Here is a 13,132-nt window from a genome sequence, read left to right on the forward strand (position 1 = left end):
CCGGCTCAGTAGCGCAACAAGCTCAGCTTGTGGGCGTAGTGGAAGACGGCCTGCCTCGCGAGATAGGGCGCGATGGCGCGGCGGATCTGCATCTGCGTCGGGTCGAAGCCGAGCACGCGGCGCCGCAGGATGCCCATCTCCCTGACACCGATCGCATAGGTCGACGCCGTCTTCTGGGCATCATGGATTCGGAAGCAGGCGAGAAATCGCGGCAGGCGCACGAACTTGAAACCCGCTTCCTGCGCCCGCAGGATGAAGTCCCAATCCATGGCATAGTGGAAGCTTTCGTCGATCGGTCCGATCTTGTCCCACACGCGCTTGCGCCAGAACATCGTCTCCTGCGGAATGTAGTCGGCATATTGCAGCGCGCGTCCGTCATGGGGCGGCAGCACGGCACGGCCGACCTCGAGCCCTTCGCGATCGACGAAGACGCGATGGCCGTAGACGATGTCGACATGCGGATGCGACATGAAATAGTTGGCGACATAGGCCAGCGTCCCCGGCAGCAGCATGTCGTCGCTGTTGAGATAGGCCATGATCTCGCTGTCGACGCCGGCGAAGCCGAGATTGATGGCGTTCGACTGCCCGCTGTCGGGTTCGCTCTTCCAGCTGATGCTCTCGCCGCGGCTCTTCAGGAGATCGACCGTGCCGTCGATCGAGGCGCCGTCCTGCACGTGATAATGCAGGTTCGGATAGTTCTGGCCGACGATGCTCTCGATCGTGGCGCCGAGATATTGCGCCTGGTTGTAGCTCGGGGTCACCATCGCGATCCGCGGCGCATTCTCGCCGATCGAGGGGGCCGGCGGGAAAGTCGTCAGGTTGAGCAGGCGCGGCGGATATTGCTCGAAGGTCCACATCGGCGGGCGCCGCCACAGGCTCCGGAGCGAGGATCGCCTTTGCCCGGCGGCGATGAGATCCAGATTCCTTTCCAGGAGCGCGACGCGATTCTCGAGCTGCTCCAATCGCTGTTCGAGGCGCTGCCTGAACTCGTCGTCCATCTATCGTTCTTTCACAAAATCACAACGTGCAAAATCAATGGGCCATTCTTACAGGTCTCCGGTCGGCAGCGCCAGTTCACGGTCCCGTCAACGTGATCTCCCGGCAGGTCCGGCGTGATTTGAGAGGACTCGATCGACCCGTAACGGGCGGATTGCGAACGGCTATTCACCTGTTTCGATCGAGGTGGCGTGCAGGACATAGCGCTCCGGGCCGGGCGTGATCGCGTCGAACGGCCAGCATGTCGTGAGCACGAGTTCCACACCCTGCGCCGAACGATCGATGCCCGACGCGTCGGCATCGACAACGGCCGAATAGTCCGCCCGGTAGCGGAAACGCTTTCCGTCGCGGCGGGTGATCTCAATGACGTCTCCGACGGAAACGTTCCGCAGGAAGCGGAAATGCGTGTCACGATGTGCCGCATATACGGCAACCCCGCGCTCGCCGGCGTCAGCCGTTTGGGGGATATGGCCGGGCCCGAAAGCGAGCGCCTGGCCGCTGGTGCCTTCCAGAACGATGGCGCTGGCGCCGATCCGCTTCACCTCGATCCGCGCGACCGGCCAGGTGTCGGCCCATGACCATGGCTTGACCACCTCGCCCGTCGCAACGCTCCTGTCGAAGGCGCGCTCCAGCAGCCTTTGGGCAAGCCACGCCTTGGCGTGGATGTAGGCGCCGTCGCCGAACAGTATGAGTCCGATCAGGGCAAGAACCAGAGGAGAGACGAGGCGGGGCATTTGTGTCTGCGCTCGCAATGACCCAAAAAAGACGCGCGCGGCCGTTGTGTACGGGACGGGCGACCGCGCGCGCTAAACAGAGGAGTTCGGGGAAGCTCCTCTCTCAAGCAGCGTCGGTGAGCAAGGGCCGACGCCGGTTGAACACGAACAGGATCAGGGCGAGCGCGATCAGGATCAGACCCGCGATCATCTTCAGCTCGGCCGAGGTTGCCGTCTTGGGTAGCCGGATCGCATCGGGCGCGGCAGGCGCCGGACGCCGCGCGGCCGGTGAAGTCGCCGCATCCGCATGGCGCTCGCGCAATTGCGTTGGGAGCTGCGGGCGCTCGCCAAACACTTTCTCGAAATCCCAGCCGGCGGGCAGGTTGATCGGCAATTCGCTGAGCTTGAGGGCTGCGCCTTCGGGGCGGCTCGGCGTCTTGTCGACGGCGACAAGGCTGGTCAGGCGCGTGACGATCTGGTGGTCGAGTGCCAGCGCCAGGATCGCCTTGTCGGCCTCCTCCGGCGTAAGCTCCCGCATGGTGCGCGCCACCTCGGCGTCACCGATCTTGCGCCTGGCCCAGAGTTTCGACAGGCCCTTGCCTTCGGCGGCATTTTGCAGCGGCAGCGTCACCGACCATGGACGGTCGCCGACGCGCCCCTTGATCTCGAGCGAGCCTGCAAGCTTGTCGAGCTTCGCCGCCAGCACCAGCGGCTCGTCGCGATAGACGTCGGGAATGATCGCAGGCGTGACGTCGGCCTTGGCCTCCGAGAATTTCGCGGAGAGGCCGGTCACGGCCGGGTTTTCGAGCTTGGCAAACAAGCCGCGCATGCGTTCCTCGACCTGCTCGACGGAGCCGATATGGGTGAAGGCGCCACGGCCGAGCTCGGCCGCACGGGTCATCAGATAGGTGTTGGGCGCCGACCCGATGCCGACCATGAAGACGCGCGAGCGGCCGCGCATCGCCGTGATGGTTTCGAACAATTGCTGCTCGTTGCCGATCGCGCCGTCGGTCAGGAACACGACCTGGCGAACCATCGCGCTGTCGCCGAGCTTGTCGGCCAGCGCGGCGCGCATCGCCGGCACCATCTCGGTGCCGCCACGCGCCTGCAACGCGCTCACGAACGAGGTGGCCTCGCCGACATGTGCGGCGTCTGCCGGCACGGAAGCTGGAAACAACACGTCCATGGTGTCGTCGAAGCGGATGACGTTGAAGCGGTCGGCCGGCTGAAGGCGGGAGAGCGCGTAAGTGAGGCTTGCTTTGGCCTGGACGATCGAGGTGCCGCCCATCGACCCCGAATTGTCGATCACGAACACGACCTCTCGCGGCAGCGGCTTTTGTGTCGTCTGCTCGGCGCTGGGCGGGGTGACGAAGGCGAGCAGATAATCGGAATCGCCGACATGCTCGCGGAACAGGCCGATCGACGGCGCCTTCTCGGCGGCGGGCTTCCAGGTCAGCTCGAAGTCGCGGTCGGCTGGGGCGACACCGTCGGCAAGCGTGACGACGCGTGCCATGTTGTCCGGACTCTCGATCTTGACCTTATGATGGGAGCTCTTGACCTCGCCCAGCGCGAAGCCTGCCTTCAGGTGCACCGTGATGGTGGTCGGATTGACCGGAGCAGTCTTGGCGGGATCAAGCACGGGCGGCGAGATGCGGTCGCGGTCCGGCACCGGGTCCGAGGTCGCCGCGCCCCAGCCCGATCCGTCCTTGCGGAAGTCGACGCTCTGGACGATCGGCGCCGGATTGTAGCGCGGTCCGACCACCAGCGGCAGACGGAGCGAATATTCGTTGCCGGATTGATGCACGGGCTCCTGATATTCGATCTGCACCAGCACGGTTTCGCCGGGACCGATATTGGCGACCGAGTTGGTGAAGATGTTCGGCCGTTCCTGCTCGGTGAGCGCGGCCTTCTGACCGGCGCGGCGCGCTTCCTCGTAGATCACGCGCGCCTGTTGACGCTCCTTGATGTCGCCGACGATGATATGATCGCCGACCACCATTTTCAGCGTATCGACGGCGCCGCCGGTCGCGAGCGGATAGACATAGGTTGCCGCGACCCAATCCCTGGTCGGGTTGCGGAAGATCTGTGTGACCCGGGCGCGCAGAGTCGGGCCCGATACCGTGACGTCGACGTCGATACCGAGGCGGATCGCCTCCGTGGTGACGCCGTCGTCCTTCAGGAGCAGCGTGCCGGACCGTGCATCGCCGGGCTGGAGCAGGCTGGCCTGATCGGTCGTTGCCGACCAGCTCGTCCCGAAGCTGACGAGCAGGGCCACGAAGGCCATCAGCATCACCGCGACGCCCTGCGCGAGAAGAAACAATCCAAGCTTGATCAGCCCCCTCAACACGGGATGATCGTCGATGTCGGCTGTGTCGTAGGTGTCCATTTGGCTTGCTCCCGAAGGACGTTTGCTGGCTCCGAGCATTCGCCGGGAGGGCCCGATGTCGCGAGCAGAATGATCGGCAATGTTCCGCCACGGCCGGCCGGGAGCACCAAAGCCGGGGCGGCCATGTGCGGTTTTGTGCTGGTTTGTCCGGCCTGCTAGAATGGCCCTCCCAAGGCAGGGCCAATGATGCAGACGCAGGACAAATTCACCGACAAGCAGCTTTCGGACGAGCAGAGCCGCGAGATCGCGGAGACCATTCGCGAGGAGCTTGCGAGGCGCCGGATCTCCCGGCAGACGCTGGCCGAGCAGGCCAAGCTCAGCCTGTCGACGCTGGAGAAGGTGCTCGGCGGCCGGCGGCCGTTCACGCTGGCGACGACGGTCCGGCTGGAGCAGGCGCTGGGCGTTTCCTTGCGCAAGAGCCCCGTCGTGGTGGCGCCTCAGCCCGCCAATGACGTCGCTCCCGACAGTCTCGGCTCCTATGCGCATCGCGCCGTGACCTGGATCGAGGACGTCTACATCACGTTGCGGCCATCGTTCGGCGACAAGGACGCCATCTTCGCCTACCGCACCGAGATCGTCTGGGAGCCGAAGGTCTCCTCACTGGTTTTCCGCGAGGGCGACCGGACCGACGCGGCCTACGAGCATACCGGCGAGGTCGCCGTCCCTCATCAGTCCGGCTTCATCTATCTCGTCATCATCAAGCACGGCCAGCACCGGGTGATCACGGTGTCACGGCCGACAGTGTCCGGCGAGATGTACGGCATCATCTCGACGCTGCGCGCGGGCCCCGGCTCGCAGCTCACGCCCATCGCGGCACCGATCGCCTACGTGCCGCTCCGGAACGTTCCGAAGCCGACATTGGGACGGATTGCAGCGGATGATGCCAACCATGCCCTGTATCGAAAACATTTGCGTCGCACGGTCGAAGAGCCTTTCGCGCTGTTTTTGACGCTATAGTCCGCAAGAAATAGTCCTGCAGCGGCGTCGCATGCGTCTATAAGGATCAACCATGCAGGACGTGCCCGCGCGACATGGCGGCGGATCACCGCTATTCTCCATCATCATCCCGCTCGAATATCACCGCGGGCAATGGGAGCAGTCCTGGCTCGGCTGGACCTCACAGACCGCGGACAAGTCCCTCTACGAGATCATCCTGGTCGTGCCGCCCGAGTTCAAGGGGCGCGAGGAGTTGAAGGCGCTGGCCGGCGACGAAGCCCGCCTCGAGTTCACCGATTCCGAGCACGACATCGGTCTGTGCGCATTCGGTGCAACCAAAGCCCGAGGCAGCCATCTGTTCTTCACGGAGTCGCATTGCTGGCCCGAGGCCGACGTGATCGAGCAGTGCATCCGTGCCATCGAGATTCATCCCGACTGGGCCGGCTTCTCCTGCCATTCGATCCCGATCTGCCACAATCGGCTCTCGAAAGCCGAGGCTGCGATGTACCAGGCCGACATCGAGTTCGGCATGACGCAGCATCCCTGGCGCAAGGTGCTCGATCAGTGCTTCGTGACGCGGCGTGACGTCTATTGGGAATGCGGGGGCCTGCGCGAGGAGCTCGGTCATTTCGCCGAATGGGTTCTGGCTGCGGCCTATCACGCGAGAGGCCATACTATCGGTTATCTGCAAGAGGCACGCTTCCACCACTATTACATCGGCGAGATCGGCGAGCTGAAGACGTTCACGCTCGATTTCGTTGAGGGCGAGATCCGCTATCTCGGCGAGGCGCGCCGCGATCCCGGCAGCGAGCTGCTCGAAGTGCCGGTCGAATGGGTCGAATGGGTGGGTTTCGACCGATCGCTCGCGCGTGCGGCGATGAATGCGCTCGCGCATTACAGCCTCGCGGGCCGAGGCTGGAAGCGGCCTGGCGAAAAACTGCTCGCGTTCTGGCAATGGGGTACACTTGCTCTATGCGGCGATCTTCCGGCGCGCCTCGCTGCGCGCCTGGCGGTGATGCAGGCGCAGGCCGGCCTGAGCGCATTGATCCTGATCGGGTCGAGCGAAGCGATCGCGAAATGGATGAGGCGCTACATCGCCTCGCTGATCCATCTGCAGAGGCTTGAATGCATCCGTCGCCTTCGCGGCCAGGCCGGGCCCGCGGCGAGATTCCTGGGAGGTCGCGTTCTCGGGCAAGCCGGTTTCCATGCGCTCGAATCGTCGGCGGGACACAGCTTCCGCTGGAGCGAGCCGCAGGCCGCCGTTCGGATCCGGGGCAGCGAAGGTCGCAACATCGTTCGGATTCGAAGCCCGGCCTTGCGCGCATCGCTGCGCGAGATCGGTCCGCATTTCTATCTCGACGGTGCACGCGTGGGTGGCGCCGCGATCGCAATCGGGACCGACGTCTACACGATCGAACTCGATCTGCCGGCCTCAGGCACCGCCATTCTGGCGTGGTCGTGCCCCCTGCTCAGGGGCATCGGTGATACCCGCCGCCTCGGCCTTGCCGTGGAATCGATCGAGGTGAGCCGGGACACCGGGTCTTCGATTCAGTCCGAGCCGGGCCAGCAAAGCCGAGTTGTCGCCGGTCCGCTGGAGCCGGATTGAGATGGCATGGCCTTCACACCGATGCGGAGCCGCTTCCCCAGGGAAGCGACTCCGCCCGTGAGGAGAGCTAGCCCCCGGTTTCGGCGCTGATGACGTCGCCGAACAGGTCCCATTTGCCGCCTTTGAACTGCATCATCTTGAGCTGCTCGATCGGAGCAAAGTCGTTCGGGCTGGTGTTGATCTTGATGCCGGGGATCAGCGTGTCGGGCGCGAAATCCTTCAGGCTTGCGGCCTGCTTCATCACGTTCTCGCGCGTCAGGTCGTCCCCGCACTGCTTCAAGGTCTGCACCAGCGTCTGGGCGGCGGCATAGCCGTAGACCAGGTTGGTGTCGGTGATGTCCGCACCCGGCATGTACTTGCCGACAAACGCCATGAATTTCTTCATGCCCTCGTCGTCCTTCCACTGCGGATCGGCCGCATCCTTCAAATAGCCGGCGGACAGCACGCCTTCCGACGCGTCGAGGCCCGCCGGCTTCATCACGGCGCCGATCGAGATCGAGACGTCGGTCATGACATGCATCGGCTTCCATTCGAGCTCGGCGATCTTCTTGATCGCCTGGGCCGCGAATTTCGGGGTCGAGATGTTGACGAAGACGTTGGCGCCGGTGCCCTTCAGCTTGACGATGTGGGAATCGATCGACGGCTCGGTGGTCTCGTAGCTCTCCTCGGCGACGATCAGCGAAGAGGCCTTGGCGCCGAAGATCTCCTTGATGCCGGCGACGTAGTCCTTACCGAAATCGTCGTTGGCATAGAAGATCGCGACCTTCGCGTCAGGCTTTGTCTGCAAAATGTACTTGGCGAAGATCCGCGCCTCGACCCGGTAGCTGGGCTGGAAGCCCATGGTCCACGGAAAGTTCTTCGGGTCGTTCCACTTGCTGGCGCCGGTAGCGAGGAACAGCTGCGGCACCTTCTTGGCATTGTGATATTTCTGCACGGCGGTCTGGGTCGGGGTGCCCAGCGCGTTGAACACCAGGAACACCTCGTCGCTCTCGATCAGCTTGCGGACCTGCTCCACGGTCTTGGGTGGCGAATAGCCGTCGTCATAGGAGATCCAGTTGATCTTGCGGCCGTTGATGCCGCCCTGGTCGTTGATCATCTTGAGATAGGCTTCCTCGGTCTTGCCGATGATGCCGTAGGCGGAAGCGGGACCGGAATAGGCCTCGACATTGCCGATCTTGATCTCGGTGTCGCTGGCGCCGGTGTCGTATTTCTTCTGCGCGAAAGCGCCCTGGGTGGAGAGCACTGTCAGGGCGGTTACCGCGGCGAGCAGGGCGAGTTTCTTGTTCTTCATGGAAATTCCTTGGGGTTTCTTTGGGTTTCTTCTGGGTTGGCAGGCACGTCAAAAACAAAAAAGCGCCCGCGAGGGGCGCTCCGATCAGGCGTTGGCGACTTTCTTGTCGACCTCGGAGGCGACCGAGAATTCCTTGCGCAAGGTCGGCTTGTGGATCTTGCCGGTGGCGTTGCGCGGCAGCGCGTCGACGAAGCGGATCTGCCGTGGACATTTGAAGCGCGCCAGATTGGCCGTGCAATGCGCGAAGACGTCGGCCTCGGTCAGCTTCTGGCCGGGCTTGACCGCGACGATGGCAAGGCCGACCTCGCCCCATTGCGCATCAGGGACGCCGATCACGGCGGCTTCGGCGATCGCGTTGAGCTGGTGCAGGACGTTCTCGACCTCGGCCGGATAGACGTTCTCGCCGCCGGAGATGTACATGTCCTTCCAGCGGTCCACGATGTAGTAGAAACCTTCTTCGTCGACGCGCGTCGCATCGCCGGTGTGCAGCCAGCCGTCGGTGAAGGAGGTCTTGTTCGCCTCCGGCCTGTTCCAGTAGCCCGGCGTGATGTTCGGACCCTTCACCCAGAGCTCGCCGAGCTCGCCGATTTCGGCATCGCTGCCGTCGGGCCGCACGATGCGCACCTCGGTGTGCAGCACGGGCTTGCCGGCGGAGCCGGCCTTGCGAGCCGCATCCTCGCGGTCGAGCACCAGCACGGCCGGCGAGGTCTCGGTCATGCCGTAGCCCTGCTGCAGCGCGACGCCGCGCGCTTCCCACACTTTGAGCAGCGGCACCGGCATCGGGGCGCCGCCGACACCGCCGACGATCAGGCGGGAGAGGTCAGTCGTCGCGAAGGCGGGGTGTTGCGCCATGAACTGGTAGATCGCGGGCACGCCGAAGAACACGTTGATGCCTTGCGCGGGATCGTTGATCAGGCCGAGCGCGATGCCGGGGTCGAAGACGCGCATGATCATCACGGTGCCGCCGGCGTGCAGCACCGGATTGGTGTAGCAATTGAGCCCGCCGGTGTGGAACAGCGGCAGCACCGTCAGCAGCACGGAGGCGGGTCCGATGCAGGCTGGGCCGCCGAGATTGACGCAATTCCAGAAAGTCATGCCATGGGTGATGGTGGCGCCCTTCGGATGGCCCGTGGTGCCCGACGTGTACATGATGGTGGAAACGTCATCGAGCGTGACCTCCTCGGCGCGGACGAGCGGCTTGGCCGCCGCGATGCCGGCCTCGTAGGATCCGCCGGGGCCGAGCAGCAGGCTGGTCGGGATGTTGCAGAGTCTTGCCACGCTCAGCGCCGTCTCGGCGAGATCGGTATCGTGGATCATCACCTTCGGTGCGCAATCGCCGGTGATGAACTGGAGCTCGGGAACGGTGAGGCGGGTGTTCAGCGGCACGAAGATCGCGCCCAGGCGGCCGCAGGCGAATTGCACCTCCAGCGTATCGGTCGTATTCAACGCCAGCACGGCGACACGGTCGCCGCGAGCGACATTGAGCGTGTGGCGCAGGAACGAGGCGAGGCGCGAGACGCGGCCATCGAGCTGCGAATAGGTGAAGCGGCGCTCGCTCGCGAGGTCGATCACCGCGACCTTGTCAGGTGTGCGGCGGCCATGGTGAATGATCCAGTCGTAGTAACGAACGGCCAAAATTCCTCCCTCGGCGGTCTTTTGCCGCCCGCCTTCTTGTTGTCCGTGCACCAAGCCCGGCGTGGCCCTGGGGCCAGCCGGAGTCTGTGCAGCAACGTTTTTTTGCGCCAGAGTTGGCCTGCGTGCGGGGAAAATCGTCTTGCGTTGAGTTGCTAGGCTGCTTCCACGCCAGGGGCCTCCGCACCAGTCAGCCACTCCGCGCAAGTGAGCCGCCAAGGTTCCAGCCATGGTTGCCGCGACGAATCCGCCCCGGAAGGCAAGTGTGCCATGATGAGCCCGTTCTATACCGCCGAGCACGACGCCTTCCGCGACGTCATGCGCCGCTTCGTCGAGAAGGAGATCACCCCCTTCGCCCATGAGTGGGACGAGGCCGGCGAATTCCCGCGCGTGCTCTATCGCAAGGCGGCCGAGATCGGCCTGTTGGGGCTGGGATTCCCCGAGGAATATGGCGGGATCGCCGCCGACCAGTTCATGAAGATCGTGGCAAGCCAGGAGCTGGCGCGAGCCGGCGCCGGCGGCGTCAGCGCCAGCCTGATGAGCCACACCATCGGCTCGCCGCCGATCGCGCGGGCCGCACGCTCCGAGGTGAAGGCCCGCGTGCTGCCGCAGGTGCTGTCGGGCGACAAGATCTCGGCGCTTGCGATCACCGAGCCCGGCGGCGGCTCCGATGTCGCCAACCTCGCCACAAAAGCGCGGCCCGACGGCGATCACTACGTCGTGAGCGGCGAGAAGACCTTCATCACGTCAGGCATGCGTGCCGATTACCTGACCGTAGCCGTGCGCACGGGCGGCGAAGGTGCCGGCGGCGTCAGCCTGCTGCTGATCGAGGGCGACACGCCCGGCCTGTCCAGGACGAAACTGAAGAAGATGGGCTGGTGGGCCTCCGACACCGCGACGCTGCATTTCGACGAATGCCGCGTGCCGGCCGAAAATCTGATCGGCGAAGAGGGCCAGGGCTTCAAGATCATCATGCAGAACTTCAACAGTGAGCGCATGGGCATGGCGGCAGGCTGCACCGCCTTCGCCCGTGTCTGTCTCGACGAGGCGATCGCTTACGCCAAGGAGCGCAAGACCTTCGGCAAACCGCTCGCCCAGCACCAGGTCATCCGTCACAAGATCGTGGACATGGCGCAAAAGGTGGCAGCTTCGCAAGCGATGCTGGAGATGCTGGCTTGGCGGCTCGAGCAGGGTGAGAGCCCGGTTGCGGAAATCTGCATGATGAAGAACCAGGCGACGCAGACCATGGCGTTCTGTGCCTCGGAGGCCGTGCAGATCTTCGGCGGCGCCGGCTTCATGCGCGGCATCAAGGCCGAGCGCATCTACCGAGAGGTCAAGGTCAACGCCATCGGCGGCGGCACCGAGGAGATCATGAAGGATCTGGCGTCGCGGCAGATGGGGTTGTGATGGACGCCGTCATTCCGGGGCGACGCGAAGCGTCGAGCCCGGAATCCATCGAGCTCCAGACACCGTAGGGAAATGGATTCCGGGTTCATCGCTGCGCGATGCCCCGGAATGACGAGAGGGCAAAATGCTATTCACCGCCGACCACGACGACATCCGCCGCAGCTTGCAAAAGTTCATCGCCAACGAGATCAATCCTCACGTCGATGACTGGGAGAAGGCCGACATCTTCCCGGCGCACGAGCTGTTCAAGAAGATGGGCAGCCTCGGCTTCCTCGGGCTGAACAAGCCGGTCGAATTCGGCGGCTCCGGTCTCGACTATTCCTATGCGCTGATGATGGCGGAGGAGCTGGGCGCCATCACCTGCGGCGGCGTGCCGATGGCGATCGGGGTGCAGACCGACATGGCAACGCCGGCGCTGGCGCGGTTCGGCTCGGACGAGGTGCGGCGCGAATTTCTGGCGCCGTCGATCGCGGGCGATTTCGTCGCCTGCATCGGTGTCTCCGAACCCGGCGCGGGATCTGACGTCGCCTCGATCAAGACGCAGGCGCGCTCCGATGGCGACGATTACGTCATCGATGGCGGCAAGATGTGGATCACCAACGGCACCCAGGCCGACTGGATCTGCCTGCTCGCCAACACCGGCGACGGCCCCGTTCATCGCAACAAATCGCTGATCTGCGTGCCCATGAAGAGCAAGGGCGTCACGATCGCCCGCAAGCTCGACAAGATGGGCATGCGCTCGTCCGACACCGCGCAGATTTTCTTCGACAATGTCCGCGTGCCCAAGCGCAACCGGATCGGCGAGGAGGGCAAGGGCTTCACTTACCAGATGATCCAGTTCCAGGAGGAGCGGCTCTGGGGCGCGGCAGCCTGCCTGAAGGCGCATGAATACATCATCGAGCAGACCATCGAATACACGCGCAACCGCAAGGCCTTCGGCCAGAGCATCCTCGACAACCAGGTCGTGCACTTCAAGCTCGCGGAGATGCAGACCGAGGTCGAGCTCTTGCGCGCGCTGATCTATCGCGCCGCGGAGCAGCTGGTCGCCGGCGAGGACGTGACGCGGCTGGCCACCATGGCCAAGCTGAAGGCCGGCCGCCTCGGACGCGAGCTCACCGACGCCTGCTTGCAGTATTGGGGCGGAATGGGCTTTACCAACGAGACGCCGGTCAGCCGCGCCTATCGCGACAGCCGCCTGACCTCGATCGGCGGCGGCGCCGATGAGGTCATGCTGATGGTCCTGTGCAAGATGATGGGTACGCTGCCCGGCAGCAAAGGAAGCTCCTGATGATCACGCTCTATCACTGCGACGCCGCACGCTCGTTCCGTCCGCTCTGGATGCTGGAGGAGATGGGGCTATCCTATGAGCTGAAGATGCTGCCGTTCCCGCCGCGGGTCTTTGCCAAGGAATATCTGGCGATCAATCCGCTCGGCACGATCCCCTTCATGGTCGACGGCGAGACGAAGATGACGGAGTCCTCCGGCATCTGCCATTATCTCGGTATCAAGCACGGGCCGACCCCGCTGATGGTCGGCCCCGAGGATCCCGCCTATGGCGGGTTCCTGAACTGGATGTATTTCAGCGATGCCACGTTAACCTTTCCGCAGACGCTGGTGCTCAGATACACCCAGCTCGAGCCGGAGGAGCGGCGCAATCCGCAGGTCGCCACCGACTATGCGAAGTGGTTCCTGGGACGCCTGCGCGCCGTCGAGGCAGCGACGGCGAATGCCGAAACCTTGTGCGCCGGCCGCTTCACCGCCGCTGACATTGTCATCGGTTATGCGCTTCGGCTGGCCGACAATATCGGGCTCGCCAAGGATTTTGGGCCAAATGTCGCAGCCTATTGGGCACGCCTCCAGCAGCGCGAGGGCTTCAAGCGCGCGGTTGCTGCGGAGCAGAAGGCCGGCGCGGAGCAGAATGTTGCGCCGAGAGTGAGGGCGTAAGGAAGTAAGGGAGGCTGTCATTCCGCGGCGCGCAATAGCGCGGACTCGGGTTCGCATTTGCGCACCCGAGAAGCTCGAAGTCGTAGCGAGAGGTTCCGGGGCCGTCCTTTGGCTGTCCCGGAACGACGTTTTTTTGCGCGTCCATGACAGCGCTATCCCGTCGTGACAGCGCCCAAATTTCCGCTAAGGTGACCTCCGTCCGCAGCGGCCAGAGAGCCGCG

10 protein-coding genes are annotated in these 13,132 nt (G+C 64.3%); 5 read left to right on the forward strand and 5 right to left on the reverse strand.

Features of this window, described 5'->3' with window-relative positions:
- Positions 1-5 precede the first annotated feature (5 nt).
- The 3 genes from UNPF46_RS00815 to UNPF46_RS00825 form a co-directional block, all read right to left on the reverse strand.
- Positions 6-998, reverse strand: a complete 993-nt coding sequence (locus UNPF46_RS00815) for a glycosyltransferase family 2 protein (protein ID WP_142248702.1) — start codon at positions 996-998, stop codon at positions 6-8.
- A gap of 162 nt (positions 999-1,160) precedes the next feature.
- Positions 1,161-1,730 (reverse strand): class GN sortase, encoded by a 570-nt coding sequence (locus tag UNPF46_RS00820; RefSeq protein ID WP_142248703.1) that lies wholly within the window; start codon positions 1,728-1,730, stop codon positions 1,161-1,163.
- 103 nt (positions 1,731-1,833) lie between these two features.
- On the reverse strand, positions 1,834-4,095 hold the full coding sequence (locus tag UNPF46_RS00825; RefSeq protein ID WP_142248704.1) for a marine proteobacterial sortase target protein: 2,262 nt from the start codon (positions 4,093-4,095) through the stop codon (positions 1,834-1,836).
- A 186-nt stretch (positions 4,096-4,281) separates the two neighbouring features.
- On the opposite strand from UNPF46_RS00825, the gene UNPF46_RS00830 reads away from it, so the two are divergent.
- Complete coding sequence (locus tag UNPF46_RS00830) at positions 4,282-5,052, forward strand: helix-turn-helix domain-containing protein (protein ID WP_142248775.1); 771 nt, start codon at positions 4,282-4,284, stop codon at positions 5,050-5,052.
- A gap of 52 nt (positions 5,053-5,104) precedes the next feature.
- The gene (locus tag UNPF46_RS00835; protein WP_246668575.1) at positions 5,105-6,637 is read left to right on the forward strand and encodes a glycosyltransferase family 2 protein; all 1,533 of its coding nucleotides are present in this window, start codon (positions 5,105-5,107) and stop codon (positions 6,635-6,637) included.
- A 67-nt stretch (positions 6,638-6,704) separates the two neighbouring features.
- Here the strand turns inward: UNPF46_RS00835 and UNPF46_RS00840 are convergent, their stop codons facing one another.
- Together UNPF46_RS00840 and UNPF46_RS00845 are read right to left on the reverse strand one after the other, a co-directional pair.
- Positions 6,705-7,928, reverse strand: coding sequence for an ABC transporter substrate-binding protein (locus tag UNPF46_RS00840; RefSeq protein ID WP_142248705.1), 1,224 nt, complete (start codon positions 7,926-7,928; stop codon positions 6,705-6,707).
- A gap of 84 nt (positions 7,929-8,012) precedes the next feature.
- A complete protein-coding gene (locus UNPF46_RS00845; protein ID WP_142248706.1) occupies positions 8,013-9,563 on the reverse strand; it encodes an acyl-CoA synthetase in 1,551 nt (516 codons plus the stop codon).
- 267 nt (positions 9,564-9,830) lie between these two features.
- Between UNPF46_RS00845 and UNPF46_RS00850 the strand changes: the two genes are divergently transcribed.
- From UNPF46_RS00850 to UNPF46_RS00860, 3 genes are all read left to right on the forward strand, one after another.
- Positions 9,831-10,967: an acyl-CoA dehydrogenase family protein gene (locus tag UNPF46_RS00850; RefSeq protein WP_142248707.1), complete on the forward strand. Its 1,137-nt coding sequence runs from the start codon at positions 9,831-9,833 to the stop codon at positions 10,965-10,967.
- Between the two features lie 124 nt (positions 10,968-11,091).
- Positions 11,092-12,255, forward strand: a complete 1,164-nt coding sequence (locus tag UNPF46_RS00855) for an acyl-CoA dehydrogenase family protein (RefSeq protein ID WP_100180172.1) — start codon at positions 11,092-11,094, stop codon at positions 12,253-12,255.
- The gene (locus tag UNPF46_RS00860) at positions 12,255-12,911 is read left to right on the forward strand and encodes a glutathione S-transferase family protein (RefSeq protein WP_142248708.1); all 657 of its coding nucleotides are present in this window, start codon (positions 12,255-12,257) and stop codon (positions 12,909-12,911) included. Before UNPF46_RS00855 ends, UNPF46_RS00860 begins: the two co-directional genes overlap by 1 nt.
- Positions 12,912-13,132 lie beyond the last annotated feature (221 nt).

Origin of the sequence: Bradyrhizobium sp. UNPF46 (assembly GCF_006658625.1) — a bacterium.
In the GTDB taxonomy this organism is placed as follows: Bacteria; Pseudomonadota; Alphaproteobacteria; order Rhizobiales; family Xanthobacteraceae; genus Bradyrhizobium; species Bradyrhizobium nitroreducens.